This is a genomic window from Bacillus sp. REN16 (genome assembly GCF_020731355.1).
In the GTDB taxonomy this organism is placed as follows: Bacteria; Bacillota; Bacilli; order Bacillales; family Bacillaceae_L; genus Ferdinandcohnia.
The window spans coordinates 23,164-43,544 of record NZ_JAJFZK010000001.1 but is presented as its reverse complement, the minus strand read 5'-3'; the positions used below and the strand labels follow the sequence as shown (position 1 = coordinate 43,544).

General features: G+C 37.2%; 17 protein-coding genes, 1 other RNA gene and 1 pseudogene. 9 read left to right on the top strand and 10 right to left on the bottom strand.

The features are described 5' to 3' along the window. Positions 1-109: 109 nt before the first annotated feature. The 4 genes from LKW28_RS00185 to LKW28_RS00170 form a co-directional block, all read right to left on the bottom strand. A complete protein-coding gene (locus LKW28_RS00185) occupies positions 110-3,496 on the bottom strand; it encodes a polysaccharide lyase family 8 super-sandwich domain-containing protein (RefSeq protein ID WP_229138322.1) in 3,387 nt (1,128 codons plus the stop codon). 107 nt (positions 3,497-3,603) lie between these two features. Next, positions 3,604-4,485 carry a carbohydrate ABC transporter permease gene (locus LKW28_RS00180; protein ID WP_324254991.1) on the bottom strand — a complete coding sequence of 294 codons (882 nt, stop codon included), beginning with the start codon at positions 4,483-4,485 and terminating at the stop codon, positions 3,604-3,606. 31 nt (positions 4,486-4,516) lie between these two features. Continuing rightward, a complete protein-coding gene (locus LKW28_RS00175; RefSeq protein ID WP_229138321.1) occupies positions 4,517-5,416 on the bottom strand; it encodes a carbohydrate ABC transporter permease in 900 nt (299 codons plus the stop codon). Positions 5,417-5,502: 86 nt separating this feature from the next. Then, positions 5,503-6,804 (bottom strand): ABC transporter substrate-binding protein, encoded by a 1,302-nt coding sequence (locus tag LKW28_RS00170; protein ID WP_229138320.1) that lies wholly within the window; start codon positions 6,802-6,804, stop codon positions 5,503-5,505. Positions 6,805-6,954: 150 nt separating this feature from the next. On the opposite strand from LKW28_RS00170, the pseudogene LKW28_RS00165 reads away from it, so the two are divergent. Beyond that, a pseudogene (locus tag LKW28_RS00165) lies at positions 6,955-8,453 on the top strand (sensor histidine kinase). 28 nt (positions 8,454-8,481) lie between these two features. After that, positions 8,482-9,165 carry a response regulator transcription factor gene (locus tag LKW28_RS00155; RefSeq protein WP_229138318.1) on the top strand — a complete coding sequence of 228 codons (684 nt, stop codon included), beginning with the start codon at positions 8,482-8,484 and terminating at the stop codon, positions 9,163-9,165. Between the two features lie 39 nt (positions 9,166-9,204). Here LKW28_RS00155 and LKW28_RS00150 read toward each other — a convergent pair whose 3' ends face one another. After that, positions 9,205-11,184: an alginate lyase family protein gene (locus LKW28_RS00150; RefSeq protein WP_229138317.1), complete on the bottom strand. Its 1,980-nt coding sequence runs from the start codon at positions 11,182-11,184 to the stop codon at positions 9,205-9,207. A gap of 11 nt (positions 11,185-11,195) precedes the next feature. Beyond that, positions 11,196-11,855, bottom strand: coding sequence for an HAD family hydrolase (locus tag LKW28_RS00145; RefSeq protein ID WP_229138316.1), 660 nt, complete (start codon positions 11,853-11,855; stop codon positions 11,196-11,198). A gap of 179 nt (positions 11,856-12,034) precedes the next feature. On the opposite strand from LKW28_RS00145, the gene LKW28_RS00140 reads away from it, so the two are divergent. Further along, positions 12,035-12,475 (top strand): disulfide oxidoreductase, encoded by a 441-nt coding sequence (locus LKW28_RS00140; protein ID WP_229138315.1) that lies wholly within the window; start codon positions 12,035-12,037, stop codon positions 12,473-12,475. A 2-nt stretch (positions 12,476-12,477) separates the two neighbouring features. Continuing rightward, positions 12,478-12,957 (top strand): thioredoxin family protein, encoded by a 480-nt coding sequence (locus LKW28_RS00135; protein ID WP_229138314.1) that lies wholly within the window; start codon positions 12,478-12,480, stop codon positions 12,955-12,957. Positions 12,958-13,062: 105 nt separating this feature from the next. On the opposite strand, the gene LKW28_RS00130 is transcribed toward LKW28_RS00135, so the two are convergent. Next, positions 13,063-13,464: a DUF5365 family protein gene (locus LKW28_RS00130; protein WP_229138313.1), complete on the bottom strand. Its 402-nt coding sequence runs from the start codon at positions 13,462-13,464 to the stop codon at positions 13,063-13,065. A gap of 360 nt (positions 13,465-13,824) precedes the next feature. Here LKW28_RS00130 and LKW28_RS00125 point away from each other — a divergent pair, with 360 nt between their 5' ends. The 3 genes from LKW28_RS00125 (at position 13,825) to LKW28_RS00115 (ending at position 15,963) form a co-directional block, all read left to right on the top strand. After that, complete coding sequence (locus tag LKW28_RS00125; protein ID WP_229138312.1) at positions 13,825-14,736, top strand: RluA family pseudouridine synthase; 912 nt, start codon at positions 13,825-13,827, stop codon at positions 14,734-14,736. Between the two features lie 92 nt (positions 14,737-14,828). Continuing rightward, on the top strand, positions 14,829-15,701 hold the full coding sequence (locus LKW28_RS00120; protein WP_229138311.1) for a sulfite exporter TauE/SafE family protein: 873 nt from the start codon (positions 14,829-14,831) through the stop codon (positions 15,699-15,701). 163 nt (positions 15,702-15,864) lie between these two features. Next, the gene (locus LKW28_RS00115; protein ID WP_229138310.1) at positions 15,865-15,963 is read left to right on the top strand and encodes a YjcZ family sporulation protein; all 99 of its coding nucleotides are present in this window, start codon (positions 15,865-15,867) and stop codon (positions 15,961-15,963) included. Positions 15,964-16,052: 89 nt separating this feature from the next. Here the strand turns inward: LKW28_RS00115 and LKW28_RS00110 are convergent, their stop codons facing one another. Continuing rightward, the gene (locus LKW28_RS00110; protein WP_229138309.1) at positions 16,053-16,982 is read right to left on the bottom strand and encodes an alpha/beta hydrolase; all 930 of its coding nucleotides are present in this window, start codon (positions 16,980-16,982) and stop codon (positions 16,053-16,055) included. A 117-nt stretch (positions 16,983-17,099) separates the two neighbouring features. On the opposite strand from LKW28_RS00110, the gene ssrS reads away from it, so the two are divergent. After that, positions 17,100-17,282: non-coding RNA, 6S RNA (gene ssrS, locus LKW28_RS00105), on the top strand. Positions 17,283-17,418: 136 nt separating this feature from the next. Continuing rightward, positions 17,419-17,859, top strand: coding sequence for an OsmC family protein (locus LKW28_RS00100; protein ID WP_229138308.1), 441 nt, complete (start codon positions 17,419-17,421; stop codon positions 17,857-17,859). A 226-nt stretch (positions 17,860-18,085) separates the two neighbouring features. On the opposite strand, the gene LKW28_RS00095 is transcribed toward LKW28_RS00100, so the two are convergent. Together LKW28_RS00095 and LKW28_RS00090 are read right to left on the bottom strand one after the other, a co-directional pair. Then, complete coding sequence (locus LKW28_RS00095) at positions 18,086-19,003, bottom strand: ketopantoate reductase family protein (RefSeq protein WP_229138307.1); 918 nt, start codon at positions 19,001-19,003, stop codon at positions 18,086-18,088. Between the two features lie 82 nt (positions 19,004-19,085). Then, on the bottom strand, positions 19,086-20,012 hold the full coding sequence (locus tag LKW28_RS00090; protein WP_229138306.1) for a VanW family protein: 927 nt from the start codon (positions 20,010-20,012) through the stop codon (positions 19,086-19,088). Between the last annotated feature and the right edge of the window lie 369 nt (positions 20,013-20,381).

The following is a 20,381-nucleotide window of genomic DNA, read 5'->3' as shown; positions in this document are numbered from 1 at the left end:
TCTCCAAAATGTGTTATAGATTATTCGACCTGCCTTGAGTCAGATTGAATTGTTTGCCTCTTTTGCACTCATCCCCCACTTTAATAAGTAGGGGACTTCTGCTGTTAAACTAAAACTTATATTGATTTGGAATAAGTTTTAGTTTTGTTTTAAAAGTTTCACCTTTTGCGTCTTTTACATTTACTTTTAATTTAATTGAAGGTTTTGTTTTCACTACTTCAATGTTCTTATCAGCTTCTAATACAGAAAATGCCTTACCTTCAATTTCAATTTCGATATAACCCTCGTTTTCCATGGTCGGGTCAGAAACTGCAATTTCTAGAACCCCATCTTTTGCCTGCATTGTAATGGAAGCTTGCTGGTCAACGGTTAAAGGTCCAACTGTCTGCCTCTCATTAGTCCAGAAATTTGCCCCAACGATATGTTCTCTTTTATCATAAACCGCCTGAACAGCATCATCGTTTTTCAAAATCTCAATATCAGGGTTGAGAGCATATTGTTCTGTTTGTTCTTGACTCTTACTTGGAAGAAGGACATATGCATACGTATCTTGCTGCGGTGCAACACCATGGTTAATCCACATCGATGCATACGACCTGCTAACCTTATCTGTTGGTTCTGTATAATTAATGTCAGACCATGCGCCTGTTCTTTCTTCCTTTTTTACAGTAATTTGTTTTTCGTTAGGGAAGTAATAACCGATATCAGCACCTTTTACAGTCCCTTCAAGGAATGCCCAATTCGCAGTAAGCGTTTTTTCTTTGCCATCCTGAATTTCTCCATTAATAATTAGCCGGTTTGAACCATCATCTCGAATTTTTCGATTTTCAATAATCGTTTCCACGTTTCTCGTTTCATCACTTGAAATTCCTGCTCCTAGTGCAACAATTTCATCATTGAACATAAACCATGATTTCTTAGCTACTAAAGTGCTATTCCATGCATCATAAGACATTCCAGCAGTTCCGTAAGTATTGAGCGTTGAACCGCCCACCCATGTTTGTGTGGAATTATGCTCACCGCTGCCATCTGCTCTATGCATAGTATCAATGGTAGTTCCTGGCATCCGGTAAGGATTAACTGTCGCCCAAAAATCATCACTATATTGGGCCAGGTCGCCATTATACAAATATGTCATTCCTTCTCCGGTATACCAGCCTTTTCGATTTTCGTTATTCATATCTTCGTAGTTTTGTACACGTTTTGAGTACATGCTTATACCAAATGCATATCCTGTTTTACGGTGAATAATCCGATCCATATTTGCATAAGTTACATGAAGATCCAGTTCTCCTCTTGAAATGACGGATGCATCATTGATTAAATCTTGTGCAAGTGAATAGTCCTTGAAGTTACTTGTATTTTTAAAGTAGTTATAATATTCATCCTCTTCAATCCAGAATTTTGCCATAGCCTTATATTTTTGAGCATATGGTTCTGGTGCAAATTCCGCCATCCGTATAACAGTTTTAATGATTGTTTGCCCCGCTTGATGGTCTTGTAAGAATGACCTTGAAATCGCTCTTCCTCGCACCATATCCATTAGTGCACCTTTGTACATTAGCGGTTCATATGATTTCCCCACCCATTCATACACATTTTCAACATTAGGGTCAGTGACCTTCCAAGTAGAATCACTTAATAGTTCTAACATATCTGTTAACCCTTCTAGGAGGACATTACCGTAGGAGCCAGTGTATGCAACATCTTCATGCTGGATAAAGGAACCGTCCTCATAAAAACCATCTCCTTGAGTAACATTTAGGAAGGTTTGACTAAGTGCATCGCGCGCAGCTGCGATTTTCCCACTATCCTTTACAATTACACCTCGAACAGCAACGACTTTACTTACATCTATACGGTTTGCACCAACTGCTTCTCGGTAATTATTTGGTGTAGTTGCTCCCGATTTTGTGGGATCTGGCTGAAAATGATCGACTACAGCTAAATAACGATGAACGGTATCTAAATCTACATAATCGTATAAGAGTACCATTAAATCATTTAACTCCTTAGGAACTCCGATTTCCCAATGCCACCAATTGCTCCATTGACTAATTGATTCATTATAGTGATTTTCATAAAGCCATTCTAATCCAGAAGCAATATCCTTAAATAATTCCGGATTCTGATATAAAGTGGAATGTTCATTTGCAAATGATTTCGCCATAGCTGTTAAGTTACGATAACTATCCCGAATATCAGAGGAATTATCGAAGGCAGAATACTCAATCCATAAGAAGGATCTCTCTTGGTTTTTGTTCATGGTCCTCCACAAATGTTCTGCTTTAGTGGTTTGGTTTTCAATTACTTGAATCATTCGCTCATTGGTTGGATCGTAATATTCATTGGAAGTTAGCGAACTCTCCCATCTTTTTCTGAGCCCGTCGTATTCATCCTTAATAGCCTCAGTAACAGTAAACGTTGTTTCACTTGTTAAAGTACCCTCTTCATTCTGCACCTTAACAACTGCTGATCCTGCACCTAAGGCTTCGACTACACCATTTTTAACATTAACGACCTCCTGATTGGAAGAAGACCAAACGAGATTATCCGTAACCGCATCTTGTGGTTGAGATATCACATCAATGACTCTTACTTGACCAGTAACTAATGCTAGTTCAGCAGGCTTTAAACTAATTTTTTCTAATTCTGGCTTTGCCATTTCTTCATTACGACTTACTTTCACGGTAACGCTATCTTGTAAACCATTGTCTGAAAAGACAATAATCTTAGTTTCACCTTCTCCAACTGCAAAAACCTTTCCGTTTTCAATCATTGCAACCTTCTCATCCAAGGACAACCAAGTTATTGTAGAGCTAGAATTTGAGGGTTCAACCATTAAATGTAACTTGGTGCTTTCCTGCTCTACTAATGTGATTTCCTCTTCATGAATAGTAATCTTTTTTGCAGGGTTAATATGCTCTACGGACACATTGTCAAACATTGCTGTACCCGTTCCAGTTTCAAAGAAAAGCTGAACTCGAATTCGATCAACTTCTGCCGGAAGATCTAAATCCTTTTCAATCTTTGTCCAGTCATGAGTTCCTGTGAATCGATCCGAATAAATTAAATCCAATTGTTGATCCCCTACAAATGTGGTAATGCGGATCCTAGCCCCCTGACCGCTAACAATGTTATCTGTTTTAAGCCAGCTGCTAACCCGGTAATGGTCCCCGCCTGTGACAGGAATATCCTGATTAACAGACGTACGTGCTGTTTCATTCGCTCGAATCAATAGGCCATATTTACCTTCCATTCTCGCTTCTTCTGAGATTGAAACAATGGGATCACCAGTTGGCACCCAAACATTCCAATTTGATGCTCCTAACCCATCCCACCCCCCGCCCGGGTCAACCGTTTCTTCAAATCCGGGGTTTAATAAATTTGCATTATTGACATTGTTGGCATTCGCAAAAAATTGATTTCCTGTAAGACTAGTTAATACTAAGAAGCAAATCACAGTTAGTATTCCTATTCTTCTGATAGATCTCATTTTTTTCTACACTCCCAATTATGTTTTCTTAATGCCACTCATGTCGTCGTTCCTTTGGAGAATTTGAAACAGTGGGGACATAATACTTTTCACCACTAATTCATTTTTTATCCTTTAATACCCGATGATGCAATTCCTTTAACGAAATGGTCTTGCGCTAAGAAAAAGACAATAACAGTCGGGATAATCGCAGAAACTGCAGCCCCCATTAATAAGGCGTACTCAGTGTTATATTCGGTCACAAAATGCTGGATCCCTAATTGGATCGTGTATAGATGATCCGATGTTAAATAAATCAATGGTCCAAGGAAGTCATTCCATGTATGCATGAAAGAAAAGATAACTAAGGTCGCAATTGCCGGTTTCGACAATGGCAAAATAATTCTGAGATATATTCCAAATTCATTTAAACCATCAATTCTTGCAGCCTCTAATAATTCATCAGGGATAGATGTGAAAAATTGGCGGAACAAGAATACTCCAAATGGGTTAAATGCTCCCAATAAGATGAGCGATAAATGATTATTCACTAGTCCAAGCTCACTCATCAACATAAATTGCGGAATCATCATCACTTGATACGGAATCATCATCGTTGCTAAATAAAGGAAGAATAATTTATCGCGTTCCGGAAATCTTACTTTCGCAAACGCATATCCTGCCATTGAACTTGTGATCACGTTGAGAATTACCGTGATTACAGTTATTTTTAATGTGTTCAAATAGTAAATATGAAACGGTACCCTCGTCCACACTTCTACATAATTACTCCAGTAAAACGTTTCTGGTATCCACTGAATAGGAATTCCAAATATTTCAGATTCTGCCTTAAAAGAAGAAGAAAGCATCCAAATAAAAGGAATTACCATTAAGAGTGACAAGGCAATTATAAATACATATTTCATGATGGTGCCTAGTTTCATTTTTGGCAGTAGTTTTTTATGATTTTTCTTCAATTCCACTTTTTTTGAATTCGTTACTAATTCCATAAATCGATTCCCTCCTCTTTGTCTAAATTCGTTATGCATTAAGGGATTTTCGTTGCCCTAAATAATTTAATAAAGCAAAAATAAGAATTAAAATAAACAGAACATAGGCCATTGCAGAAGCATACCCATATTCATACTCCTTAAAGGCTGTTGTATAAATATCGTACACTAGCACTTGCGTAGAACGACCTGGTCCTCCTCCTGTTAACGCGTAGATAAAGTCGAACACTTTAAAGGAATTGATGATTGCAATAATAGAAGTAAAGAACATAATTGGCGATAGCATTGGCAATGTAATTTTAAAGAACTTTGTAATGGGCCCTGCGCCATCGATGTTTGCCGCTTCATAAACATCATCTGAAATTCCTTGCAAACCTGCTAAAAAGATAATCATGTAGTATCCGACAGAATGCCATATGTATACAATGGATACGGATACGAGTGCCCAATCAGGAGAAGCAAACCATCCTGGTAGATTTTCAATCCCAAGGTTCGATAAAAATCCATTAACGGGTCCAGCCGTAGGATTAAAAATGAGTTGCCAGACAGCGGCTACAGCAATTGTTGAGGTTACATAAGGTAAAAAAACTGCTGTACGGAACACTTTTACAAATCGCATCCCTTTGTTAATTGCTACCGCAATTAAGATTGATAAAAATAAAGTAACAGGCACTGAAATGAGGGTAAATAATACGGTGTTTACTAATGAAATTTTAAAATCCGTATCCCCAATCAATCTCACGTAATTCTCTAACCCAATAAATTCAATTTTTCCAAACCCATTCCATGACGTAAAACTCATTAAAAATGACGCAATCACTGGCAGGAAAATAAAAGCTAGAAAACCTAAGATATTTGGCAGAAGAAACGAATAACCAACGAGGCGATTTCTCTTTTTTAATGTCGTATTTTTTTTGTTATTTTTACTCATCGTTTTTCTTCCCTTCTATGATAAGAATGAAGCACCGTATTTGTTAATACAGTGCTCATCCCACCATGTTTTGGTGTCATTGATACCTATTTATCAGCGTATTTACTAGCCCATTCGTCTTGAACACGCTTTGCAATATTCTTGATGGCTTCATCTGCCGTCTGTTCACCGATTAGAGCAAGTTCTCCTTCTTGTTTGTAAATTTGCTGCACTACAATATTTTTAACCCCAACGTACATCGGATACTCTGGGTATTCAGTAGTTTCCAAGAAATAGTGTGCATTTACGGGCTTTAGTGACCCATCTCCTAGATAAATAGATTTAACATCTTCATCTACATAACCAGTAAGATATCCGTCGCCAGCAAAGATTTCAGCGCCTTGTTTACCTGTCATATAGCTCAGGAATGTAAATGCCGCATCTTTGTTTTCTGACTTGGAATTCAACATGAGAGAAACTGGTAACGCAAGTGTCGTATTTGCCTCTACGCCCTCAGGATGTGGTACAGGAACGACATCCCAGTCAAAGGATAACTTTCCTTCTTCTTCAGCTTGACGAAGCTGGGCAACATGCCAATCACCAATGATATTCATTGCAACATTTCCCTTTTGAAAGGCTGCATTATAATGCGCACCTGTTGAAACTTGTTCTGACCAGCTCATAATAGAACCATCTTTTTCCAAATCCATACGGTATTGAAGAGAATCTTCGAAAATGCTTAAATCTTTATCAATAATGGATGCTCCAGTTTGGACACCTTGCATATACCAAAGCTGAGGCCATTGTTGAATATACGCACCGTAAGTTTTATCTGCACCACTTCCGCTAGTGAGTTTCTTAGCAACCTCACGGAATTCCTCCCAAGTCATGTCCTCGCTTGGGTATTCCACACCAGCTTGATCAAATAAATCTTTGTTGTAGAACATCATATTATTTGATTTACGATAAGGTAGTCCTAAAACTCCTTCATCGTACTTCATTGCATCATACATAGAAGCAAATCCTGCTACATCTAAATCACTTTTTTCAATATAAGAATCAAGTGGCTCAATAATACCAGTATCCATCATTGTATCGATTTGACCCGCAAAGACGTCATAACCTATACCACCAGAAAGCTGCATTCTAATTTTTTCATAGTATTGTTCTTGCGGGAATGTTTCAAATTCTACTTTGATATCTGGATTTTCTTCTTTGAACTTTTCGTATGCGCTTTCAAATGTTGGTAAATCTGCTGGAAATACCGCTACTTTTAAAGCAACTTCTCCAGATTCTTTTTTACTAGAAGAGTCATCAGTCTTTTCTCCATCACCTGATGCAGAGTCACCACAAGCTGCTAAAAACAGGACGAGTGCAATAAAGATTAGATAACTAAATACCTTTTTCAAAATATTTCCCCCTTTTAACTTCATTTATTTAGTATAATTGCCTTGTGTAAAGGCTTACTTTATTGTAACTTTTCAAACTTTTTTGTAAAAGGTGAAAATTTCATTCCCCTTTTACTTCATTTTTAAATACATACTTCAAGGGGGACAGAAATGTTCTTTATCGCGATTTTGCTATTATCCATTACAATTATCTTAATCTATCGAAATATAACGAGTTACTCCACCATTTTTCTCTTTAGTTTAACAATTGGCTATACACTATCTTTTATTGGTTTGGTGCTCTATCTTAGTAAATCCAATATTTCTTATAAAATTGTGAGTAAGTTTTTTAACTTCACCCCAGGTTCCTGGAATTATCTGGTGCTGCAAAATTTCGATCCAAATTTTCTGATTCGGCTGTTGAATTTTGGGGCAATTCTATTTTATCTTTGTTTTCTATTATTCTCTATTTCATATACAAATAGCAGAATAGGCAATCGAAAAATGATCCCATGGTACATCGTTCTCACGATAATTGCAATCATGCAGTACATTTTCTATGATCCGAAGATAAACCTATTTTTACAAAACGTAGCAATTGATCATAACCTGCATGGACTTTACAATTCCTACATTAAAGTAGTTGACAAAGCCTTTATGTATTTAAATATTGGATTTATTGTTATCGGTATTGTTCTATTCATTCGGTACTATATCGCACATTCACATATTCGTTTTATTAAAAGATACACCCTTTTTAACCTTATTGGTTTATTTCTGCTAGCATGTGTTTATTTATCTATGTTCTCTTGGGCACCAGACATACTGGTAAGGGCCACTTTTAGTACCGATTATCCAAATTATTTACATCCAAGTATGAGTAATTTTTTATTGAATATACAAATTTTCCCGTTAATAGCCGTCCTTATTTTAGTATTTATGGCTTATATCGTTTTTAAATATAATTCAATTGAGATGTACTATAAAAACCTAGTCCATACTACTGACCGAAGAATTGACACCGCTTCTTTGGGGATACGTGCTTTCACCCATTCAATCAAAAATCATTTAGTTGCAATACGTTCAGAAGCGGAGTATTTAAAAGAACGGGCTGGTAATGATGAGGAGGCTCATTATAGTCTTGATCTGATCCATGATTATTGTCAGCAGGCGTTTAATCGAATTGAAGATGCCGGTAACAAACTAAATCAAATTACTTTGAATTTCCAGGCTATTGATCTGGACATTCCTGTCAAAACCGCTTTAAAAAGGGTTAATTTAAAAAATTCAAAGATTTTATTGAAATACCACCCAGCCAATCATTCAATTATTGTTCGCGGTGATGAAGATCATTTACAAGAATCCATCTATAATATGATTAAAAACGCATTAGAAGTTGTTTCAGCAGAAACAGGCATAGTGGAAGTTGAAGTTGAGGAAATCGGCGATTGGGGTGTTATCATAATCAAAGATAATGGGAGTGGCATACAGACCGATAATTTTAATGAGATTTTCCCCCTTTTTATTCGACGAAATCATCCTCAACAAATTGGGGAATAGGACTTTCCTATTGTCATAAAATTGTTTCAGGCCATGAAGGAAAAATAGAAATCGATAGTGTTCAAAATAAAGGCACACAATTTAGTATCTTTTTACCACTTTTTCTTTGATTAACTAATTCGTTAGGAGGCGATTAATATGGAAAAAATTGATATACTTATTGCAGATGACATTGAAGCACATCGTAGACGTTTAGAACGTATTATTTCAAATGAATCCAACCTTGTATTAACTGATTCCGTTGGAACTGGTCAGGATGCGGTCAGAGTGTCATTAGCAAAGAAACCTGATATTATCTTAATGGATATTGAAATGGAAGATTATATGGCTGGTATAAATGCTTCTTCAGAAATTAGCAGCCAGTTACCAGATACTAAGATTATTATACTAACAGTACATCAGGATAATAATCTTGTTTTCGCTGCTTTTCAAACAGGGATAGTGGACTATGTTCTAAAAAATGCGGCAAAAGAGGAAATCATTGAAGCAATTAACTGTGCCATCACAAATACATCTCCAATTCGGCCAGTTATCGCAAGTAAAATTCGTGAAGAATTTGCTAGAATAAAACAATTAGAAGCTAATTTTTCTTCCATATTTAAAATCATATCAACCCTAACACCATCCGAATTGATTGTTTTAAAGTTATTATGTAATAACTATTCTCGGAAAGAAATAGCCAAACTGCGTTGTGTCGAAATAGATACAATCAAAAAGCAAGTGAATAGTATCTTAAAAAAATTTGATAGACGAAATACGAAGGAAGTCATAAAGCTGCTTGTACAACATGAGGTAATCGACATAATAAATAATATGTCTTGAGGGGTTGGGTGGCTATTAATGAAGCCACCCGATCTGTTTTTAAGCCTTTAAATTGTGAATCTTAAATCCTCGATCATCCTGTTCAGAAATGACTACTGTTTCCCCGCATAATTGAAAATCTTCAACTAGTAAACTATCGGCACCATTTAATGAAAATACTAAAATATCTTTTTTACCATCTATTGATATTTCATAGGCTACAGCTTCCATTTCATTCTTGATTGCTCCATTTAAGTGTGATACTTCTAGTTTTCTTGTTTTAACATCTTTTTCCTTTGTTAGCGCCATCATAAGGAAGGGAGCAACGAATGAACCTTTATCCTTATATTGAACTAGAACAGATGGAGCGGAAGTTTCTTTATTATAATGTCTTGATATCTTCCCCTTATTGATCGTTACATGATCTGTTTGAGTCAGATTCAATGGGATGATCTTTAAATTAGTGCCATTTGGATACGTGGTCGTTAACTCCCCATTTTCTGTCCATTCTATCGGTGTTTTTTCAGGAAAGTGCAAATATTGTTCATAGTTATGTACCCCGTTTGTTTGAAAAATATCAAGGACAAACCAATATTTTGATGGGCAATAAATCATTTTTCTCGTTACATGAACAGGGGATTCCAAGCGCCAATAGCCAGTATGTCCGGCCTCTGCGTATTGGTATTTTCCTTCGGTACGGCTAAACTCATTTACCTGCCTAGCTGCGTTTTTCCACTCCCATGTATTCACATATTCTGAAGCAGAAAAGCCATCAACAGTGATTGTATTATGGCGTTTTGCCTCTTTATAATATTTTCTTTCTTCCGTTTCGCAATAGGTATAACGTCCGCCGTCCATTAAAAACTCTCTGCCCCCAGCCATTAATTCAATATGCAAGGTATCGTCATGTCCATGGCCTTTGTTTACATGCCCCATTATTCCATGGTCAAAAAGGAGGTATTCATCCTGTTCAGCCCACCCGCTGCGGAAAACGGTTACACCAGAGTCCGCAAGATTTGCCGAAGTAAATAATGGTTCCTTAGATTTTAATGCATGAAATCTTTGTAATCCATCTTTTCCGAAGTACCAGAGTGCTTCAAACATAAAAGATTCGTCTGTCAACGACTTTAAATCTGGGCGGTTTAATAAAACGGCTCCGGTTGCAAGAATACCCCGTAGATCTGTATCATCACTATCGCCAAGCATTGGTTGATGTCGATTAGGTTTCATTAATTGAAACGATGCCGTATACATTCGATTGGCAGCATCCGTAATATAGTACGGGACCTCATACTTATTTTTTTCTAAAATTAACTTTATTTCTACTAAACAATGAAGCACTTCATGATGATACATTGGCGATTGTTCCTTTTGGTAGCCATCGTTGTAGATTTGTAAAGGAATCATTTTATTAATACGCTGGAGACTTTCGTTTATCCATTGGTTCCTTGTATCTTCATCCATCAAGAATGCTGCTTGAATCAGTCCGTTCAACTCCAAAAATCCCCAATTACTCTGAAAATCAAAAGCTCTAAATGGCTTACTTAAAAAGTTTCCATGCTCTTTCAATTGTTGAAGAAAAACAGCGTTGTCTGATTCATCCCAAAGTGGAGATTGCTGTATGTATTGATAACCCTTTAACCAATTTGTAACACGAATTCCTGCATCTATTTTTCGAAAGGTATATGGGTGAATGCGATTGTCTTCATTCGCTTTAACCCATTCATAAAAAATTCTTTTCCAGTGGGTCACATATTCTTCATTCTTTTCTAACAAATAGGCCATACCTATTTCAGCCATAAAACGCTGGCGATTTAACATAAAAGCCCATTCTTCATCACCATTAAAACAGTAAGTCCAATCTATTGATTTAGGAAAATGAATTTCTTCCTCACACCGTTCCATATCCCAAGGGTGAGTAAAAATAAAGGTGTTTTTACATGCTAACTTAGCCCTATGTAAAGTTTCTTCTGTTTCTTTATTCGAATACTTTCCCACTGCTTCTCTTAAAAATGCTTCTTCATCTACCAATATCCCCACATTTGTTCCCCCTACTTATTTTCAATTTTTTGAATCAATTGTTTTAACTCCACCAATGCCATCGATTCCAATCGGTCATCAACCTCACAGAAATCCAAATCCTTAGTGACCTGGTTCGGTACTATTACACAATACATTCCTGCACGTTTCGCTGCTAGCGCCCCATTTGCGGAATCTTCAAAGACAAGACATTCTTCGGGTGCTACACCCAAGCATTTTGCCGCCTCTAGATAAAGTGATGGGTCTGGTTTTACCTTTTCAACATCATCTGATGTACGGATGCACTCAAAATAATCAAATAGGCAAAGGTTTTTTAAATGAGTAGAAACCCAATTAAAATCTGAGCTTGATGCTAACCCGATTTTTAAGCCTGCTTTCTTTGCGGCAGATAGATATTCCTCGACACCAGGTAGTGCTCCTTCATTCTTCATTCGTTCATTAAACCTGTCCTGTCTTATCTTAGTCAATTCTTCGTGGTCAATCTTTTTCCCAATTTGCTCTTCTAAATATGCAAGGGCATTAAAACCCGCTTGCGTTCCAATCACCTTGCCCCAAACAGACATTGGCAGCTCAGAACCATGCTCCTGAAAGATTTCGTTTAGTACGTTATATTCATTTGTTTCTGTATCATATATCAATCCATCAAAATCAAAAATAACTGCTTTTATCATAAGATCATCTCCTGTCCTTCTAATCCACCTTCTATTATAAGGTAATGTATAAGAAAGTCCATTTCCCTAAACTGACACACTTTGTTCACAAAAGTATCTTCAGTTCAAGATTTTACATTTTACAATCTCCTCTAGTGATACTATAATTTTGAGTATAGTTATGTGAAATGAGGTATAAGATGAACTCTAAAATAACTGAAAAGATACTAGAGACGTATTTATTTATTGCTTTTGCTGCTGCTTTGATATCCACACTTGGCAGTCTTTATTTTTCTGAAATTCTCAAATTCGTGCCATGTGAATTATGCTGGTACCAGCGAATTTTTATGTACCCTCTTGTCATTATCTTGGGAATCGCTATTTTTAAAAAAAATTACTCCATTGCACTCTATACATTTATACTATCTTTAATTGGCGGCTCCATTTCGATCTACCATTACCTTGTTCAAAAAGTGCCAACAGTTGGTGAGAATTCACTTGCATGTGGAATCGTCCCTTGTACAAGCCAATACATAAACTGGTTTGGTTTTGTCACCATTCCTTTTCTTGCCCTAATAGGTTTTACAACCATTGCAATTACCAGTTTTATTACACTAAAAAAGTTGAAAGAAGGAAAATAGATTTGAAAAAGATTGTCATTTTTACAGTTGTAATCGTTGCTATTTTTGGTGCGCTCGCATATGTAACTACTACACAAAACAAACAAAAAGCAGAAGGAAATCCATTCGGAAAAGAAAAATTAGACCCTGCAACAACAGCGCAGCTTGATGATCCGAACTACCAAAATCAAATTCTGCCTAATGAATTAGCATCTAAGTTAGAAAATGGCGAATCAATGACTGTTTATTTTTACAGTCCAACATGTTCACACTGCCAAAAAACAACTCCTGTCATCGTTCCAATGGTCGATGAGATGGGACTTGACTTAAAGAAATTCAATCTTCTAGAGTTTGAAGAAGGCTGGAAAGATTATGGTATTGAATATACACCTACTTTAATTCATTTTGAAAATGGTGAGGAAGTTTCACGTCTTGTTGGGTATCATCCTGACCATAATGAATACAAACAATGGTTCGAAGGCGCAATGGCAAGTTTGAAATAACGAAAAATCCCTGCTCTCGAATTGAGCAGGGATTTTTTCGTGCTTGTCGACGATTGGCAGGTGCCTTACGCCATTTGTGTTAAAGGCTGCCGTCGCCTTTATGTATTAAGCTAAATATTGATTAGCTGGCTTTGAATATTTACTTAACACTTCTGGATTGTTCACACTTTGAAATTCTTCAATTGTGAAAGGAAACAAATAACCGTAATCATTCAAAATTTGCACATTTTTCGCAAAAATATCCCCATGGTTTTTCTGGTAGCCCTCTTCTCGAATCGTTTCCAGAACAGCAATTATCGCTTGAAGGCTTGACATGACTTTAAAAGCCTTATCCAATGTTCGGTTATAGTAGACGTCTTCCTCTTTTGGCGCTAACACATTCCATTCTTCAAATTTTCCAATATACTCATCCTCAAAGTAGGTTGGAAAGATGGAAGAATACATGTAATCAATTAGCTCTGTAATGTGATGTTCCTGCTCTGGAGTTGATGCTACTACAATTTTCAATGTAAAACCCACCCTTATATCTCCAATATAATCAAATGCGCCTTGGCGTATTTGCGCCCGATTTTTTTCGAGCAAGCTCGAAAAATTTCCTTTGAAAAATCGTGGCATCCGCCGGAGGCTATAACTGTATTCAGTCGGTGTTGGAACCCCACACTGAATTGAAGACCCATTACATTCATCCCTACTTACAAACAATGTGGGTGAATGCTGAATAAAGTTAAGTATAGAATAACATAGGATTATTTACTTTTGGTACGGTAAGTCTTTCCTATATATCCACCTTTCTCTTCCATTCACTATGTGGATTGGATATACTTTTAAAAGAATTCAAAGACTAAAGATAATCAAAAGGATGATTATATGTTAACAAAAAAAGCAGGTGAATGGCTGGAACTGTCCGTTCCTAGGGATTGGGAAGGCTTAACCATTGAAGATATCCTTAAAAATGCATGGTCGATGCCAAAGCAAATGATTCATCAATTACGGATGGAAAAAGGTGTAAGACTAAATGGAGAATCTATATACTGGAATACTCCACTGGCACACAATGATAAACTGCGAGTCCATCTTTTTATTGAAGAGGATTATGGAGTTCAGCCAGAATATATTCCTGAATTAAACATTTTATTTGAGGATGATCATCTTTTGATTGCCAACAAACCACCAAGAATGGATACGCATCCGAACGAAGAAAATCAACTGGGCACACTTGCGAATGCGATTGCCTATCATTTTCAAGCAAACGGTGTGTTCACCAAGGTTCGCCATATACATCGCCTTGACCGTGATACAACAGGTGCGGTCATTTTTGCGAAGCATAAACTTGCCTCAGCCATTTTGGATCGCCGACTTGAAAAAAGGGAAATCAAACGAACCTATCTAGCCTTGGTACACGGAATCATCAAACAAAAAAAGGGGACAATTGATGCGGCCATTGGTCGGGATCGTCACCACCCAACTCGCAGAAGGGTATCCCAGAGAGGGCAAAAGGCAATAACTACATTTAAAGTCGTTCAAACTTTTGTAAATAAAAAAATGACACTAGTGGAGCTTGAGCTTTTAACAGGGAGGACCCATCAAATTCGGGTTCATATGAGCCATCTAGGCTATCCGCTTGCAGGTGATACATTATATGGCGGACAACCCATTGTTCCAAGGCAGGCACTACATGCAGCCCGAATAAGCTTAGAACATCCGCTCACTAATGAAAAAATCAATTGTGAGGCGCCTTTCCTAGATCACCCGCCCATTTTTGATAATCTTCTTGTCTAATTTTACAAAAATGGGTCCGTGCACATACGGAAATGGCTTTTTTCCTATAAAATTTACAGAAGACAGAAGTGAACAATGAAAGGAGTTTACCATTGCAGGACTTACTTATTTACCTCATATTAGGCCTTAGTATTGGCGTAATGTCCGGCTTTTTTGGTATTGGCGGTGGCTTTATCCTTACACCAACGCTAATCCTTATGGGATTTGCTCCAGTAATTGCAATCGCAACAAGCTTATTGTATACAGTTGCTACCTCACTCTCCGGAGTGGTAGCCCATTTTCGACTAAAAAATATTAAATGGGAGACATCCATTATTATTGGAATAAGTGGGATACTAGCGACGCAACTAGCCCACCCATTTGTGATTTTCTTAGGAAGATACCAATTAGAAAACACTGTCATTCCATTGATGTATTTAGCACTCATCTTGTATTTTTCAATTTCAATACTTGTTAGTAAACCTCCTAGTAAGGAGCAAACCAATACTAAAACGAAATATGCTTATGTCAAAATCGTGTTAATTGGGTTATTCGCAGGCTTTGTTTCAACTGCATTAGGAGTAGGCGGCGGCTTTATTATTGTGCCATTATTAATGGGCGTGCTTGCTTTCCAGCCAAAATATGCGGTTGGTACAAGCCTCTTAAGTGTATTCATGATTGTTGTGGCGGGATTTACGACCTATGCATCAACTGTCGAGCTTGATTTTGCCGTAATTGGAAGCCTGATTATTGGCGCACTTGTTGGAGGACAGCTTGGCGCAAAAGTTACAAAAGTTTACGAAGATAAACAGGTTAAACATTTCTTAGCGGGTCTATATATCGCAACTGGGGTGAGTCTCGTATTTAAGCTTTTCCATTTAGACTTTTTCGGGTTGCTCATTCTGTTTACCTATTGCTTATATATGCTTTTACATTTCTTACACCATACAGTTAAAATTCGTCTTAAGGAAAAAGAAGTTGGATAACGAAACAACATCCCCTGCATATTAGAGGATGTTGTTTTTTGTTTTTTGTTCGTTCATAAAAAATAGGTTTGAACCTTTTTTTCAATTTTTCCATGTTTGTCCATTTCACATTCGTTGCTCTCCCATACTATATGGTATCTCTTGAAAAAAGGAGGTGCTACCTATGAGCTATGATGGAGGCGGACGCAACAACAACTTTGCGTTAATTGTGGTTCTATTTGTCCTATTAATCATTGTAGGAGTTTCTTTTGCAAGCTACTAGTCACTAGGTTTTAAGCGCATCCACCGCGTATCCCTGTAATATCTCCTCTTTCGGGTGTTTCAGAGGCTAAGGCCTTTGGGACACCTTTTTTATATGTGCGAGTCTAGCCAATTGATAACATCATTAAATACTTCCTCTTTGTTAAGTTCATTTAAGATCTCATGCCGGCTATTTTCATACAGTTGGACAGTTACATCCTTGATTCCTATTTTTTTGTACAGATCCGCTGCTTGGAGAACTCCTTTTGAATAGTTACCAACAGGGTCTTGATCCCCGGCAATAAAATACATTGGTAAGCCGTTTGAAACATTTTTATTTGCGCTATGGTTATTTACTTTTGCTACTCCTCCTACAAGGTCATAGAAGAAGCCAGCTGTGAAAATTCCTCCACAAAGTGGATCATCGATATACTTGTCTACTTCCTTGTCATCCCTTGAAAGCCAATCAAATTCAGTTCTAGTTGGACTGAATGCTTTATTATAGCTGCCGAACGTAAGCTTATTCATAAGCGGACTCTTGGTTGTCTTTCCTTTTCGCTTCATTTCAAACTTGGCAATTCCAAGTCCGACTTTGCCAATGAAACCAGGGTCTCCTCCTGTTCCAGATAGTATCACACCCGCTAATTGCTCACCATGGATTTGTATGTATCTCCGTGATAAAAAGGAGCCCATGCTATGTCCAAATAGAAAAATCGGAACATTAGGATGATCCTTTTTCATAATTTTGGTGAGCTGATGCATATCTTCAACAACTCTATCAAACCCATTTTCATCTGCAAAAAATCCCGCCTGATTTGAGTTCGCACCTGTTTTCCCATGGCCACGATGGTCATTTCCATAAACGACATATCCTGCCATTGTAAGTCCCTTTGCAAATAAATCATAGCGTTCGATATGCTCAGCCATCCCATGGGCAATTTGGACGACTCCTTTTGGTATTACCTGACCATCATTTTCCCACTTTTTACAAAATATCGTGACCCCGTCATCGGTCATAAACGTAAAATCCGTACAAGTCATCAACACTGCCTCCTTCTACGTCTATTATATTCAAATTTAAACTGAATGGGAATGAATTTGGTAACAACCACCTATTTTCAATTAGTAGAGGGTTCGGTAAAATAAAGACATAAGCAATACATGCTGTGATGTTTGTTTCCTACTATTGTTTCAACCGAATACTAATTTATTGGGAGTTTAAGAGATTAAACTGCAACACCAGGCCTTTTATTTATTGGAAGGTGGCGCAATTTATGCAAACACCCACCTGTGAGAGTGCAGGTTGTGAAACAATATGGGGACGGCATATGTGGCATTCCCTTTGTATACTAAGCTGATTTTCGTTTTATGCGAAATCAGCTTTTTGTTTTTTCTGATATATCTCTTCCTTGTTTCCATTTTTTGTGCATATAATAGAAGTAGATTGTTAGAAAAATAGATGAAGGGAATGAACAATATGAGTTCTTTTACTGTGAAAGGTACTTGGATGGGAAACAGAAATGGGGAGGGCACGATTACCACTGATGGACTCCATACAGTCGTCTCGGCTCCAAAGCAGCTTGACGGACCTGGAATTGGTGCAAATCCAGAGGAATTGTTAATTGCTGCCGCAACAAATTGCTATATGCTTACCCTTTCCGCTATTCTTTCGAACCGTGAACTTGAATACACTCATCTTGAGGTTGAAACGGAGGGAACCGTTGGCAAGGATGGAAAGCGCTTAGTCTTCGAAAAGATTGTTCATAAACCTATTATTTTTGTCAAACAAGCCGATGATGAATTACAGGAAAAATTGATTCAGCTTGCCCACCGTGCAGAAAAGGCATGCTTCATTTCACAAACGCTGAAAGGCAATGTCGAAGTTACGGTTGAACCAGTTGTAAAAGTGGTTGGATAAAATGTCTTTCTCCCCTTGTTGAGGGGGGTATTTTTTGAATAAAAAAATGGAGTTATAAAGCTATTAGCTATATTTTCAAAATATTGGCTATAAATCGGATTTATTGGCCATAAATCCAATTTAACAGCCGTAAATGAAATTTATTGGCCATAAATCAGCGCGAACCCCCACTTTTCCCAATTATAAACAAAAAGGCAGTGCGTCTACACACTACCTTTTTCAAACATTATCCTCTTTGTGCTTGATAAACCTTTAAGTTTGAATAAATGATCTCTAATATTGGAGTTTCGATCCCTTTTTCCTGGGCAATTTTATATAAATAGCCTTGTAATTGATCAGCCTCAATATCCAAACCTTTTTCCATATCACGCTGCATCGAGGATTTCATTTCAAATGTCATTTGATCCGTTGTTTTTAAATGTTTTTCCTCAATATCTTCATCAATCGGTGCACCAATTGACCGCATCAAAGAACCGATTTCTTTAAAAAGCTGTAAAATAAACTTTTGACCATTTTTCTCTTCACGAATCGGTCCAATCGGTGATCTCATTAGAGTTGTAAGACCTGAAAATCCAGTGATGAACATGTATTTATGCCATATTTCCCGAATAATGTTGTCACTTAAATCAATATTTGTTTTTGTACCAGACATAGTTTCGGCTAGTTTGGTAATACGTTCTGTTCTTTCTCCAGAAAATTCTCCAAATAAAGCGCGATGGTTAGGGCTTGTCTGCACAATTTTTCCTTCTGAATCCAAGGTTGATTCGATAAAGCATAAACCACCTATTACGTTGTCAGGGTTAAATCTAGATTTAATCACATCCACATGACTGTAACCATTTAATAATGGAAGAATCATTGTGTCTTCGCCAACATATGGTTCAATACTATGTAAAGCACCTTCAAGGTGATACTGTTTTGTTGAAAGAATGATCACGTCAAATGGATCAGCTTCTTCACCTGACTTGATTGTCTTCGGCCTCAGTGACACATTTCCATGAATGCTCTCTATTTGAAGTCCATGCTCCTGCAATTGTTTATACCTATTTTCACGGACTAAGAATGTTACTTCTTCTCCCTTTTCGAGTAGTCTTCCTCCAAAATACCCGCCTACTGCTCCTGCCCCTACAACTAGTATTCTCAAAACATTGCAACCCCTTTCATTTACGAAACTATCAATATTATAACAAAAAAAGGCCAGCCACGCTGACCTAGTAAATATGTTTTTAATTTGATACATAATTCGCTGCGGAACGAACCTCAACTTGAATTGAACTAGCAGTTACAGTTGTTTTCAAGATAACTGGATACGGACGATTATTCTCAAATTTAAAGTCCAGGTATGGGTATGCAACCGTTGCATCAGCCCCTAGTGGAACATAGCCAACAGGTTTTGAATGATGGTGAAGTTCTACGATCTCAAGGCCAGCTTTAGCAACTGCATTATATAGAGTGCTTGAAGTTTGGCATATCCCTCCTCCATATCCTGGTACAAATTCCTTGTTAATAATAACGGTTGCTAGCGCATATCCATTCTCCTTGGATCCATTTCCAACCACATGGTTAAAAGAAAAACGATCGCCAGGTCCTAACACGACATCGTGAACTTCATTTGCTGACTTAGTAATATTAAAGTTTCTTCCGGTTACAGATGGATCGAAATAGGTTGTAAAGCTTCCTAGGACAACATCATTAATGCCTTGGACTTGATCCGGTGTAACATTTGGATTGGTTTCCTCAATTGGAAGAACAACTTGTTTATTAAAAATGGAATCATCTAGTATTCTATTGACAAGCTCATCTTCTTTTAAAATCATTCGGCTTTCTCCACCCTGCAATTCTCCAGTATTACTTAGTTTTACTGGTTTCATAGGGCGATCAATTGTGGCTGCTAAATCACTTGCTAATTGTGCGGCTTTCGCTCTTAATTCCTCTTCGTTTTGGAAATCATCCCGATTTAGGACTTCGATGACACTATTATCCCTAGGGTCTATGATGGAAACTTCTCGTGTTTCGGTAACTTGCTTTGTTTCAATCACTTCAACAGGTGCAACATGATGGAGCTCCACACTTACTGGCTCTTTTTTCTCAATGAGACTACACCCGCTCATCAATAAAACACCTAATAATAATGGCAATGTTGTTTTCTTCAAATTACTCTCTCCCATAGTTTTATTGTCTTTTTTTCTTTTTGGACAATGTTACAAATATTAAAAATGGTTAACAAAAGAACTTACATAGGAATTTTATTAATGAAAAAAGAATATATTCCTATTTACTGTAAGTTCTTCTTGCCTTCTCATATATGGGAAATAGACTAGGATGCATAGAGAATAGAAGAGATTGTGTAGTGAAAGTAGAAGTTTTTACGAATGAAGAAGGAAACCTTTTTCACCTCATTAGACGTTGGATAACTTGTATTTGTTACTAACTTTTGTAATATTTGTCATATTTTTATTATACGTTCTTTTCAACGAACAAATCAACTAAAAAATCTGCAATTAAAAAGATAATTGCAGACT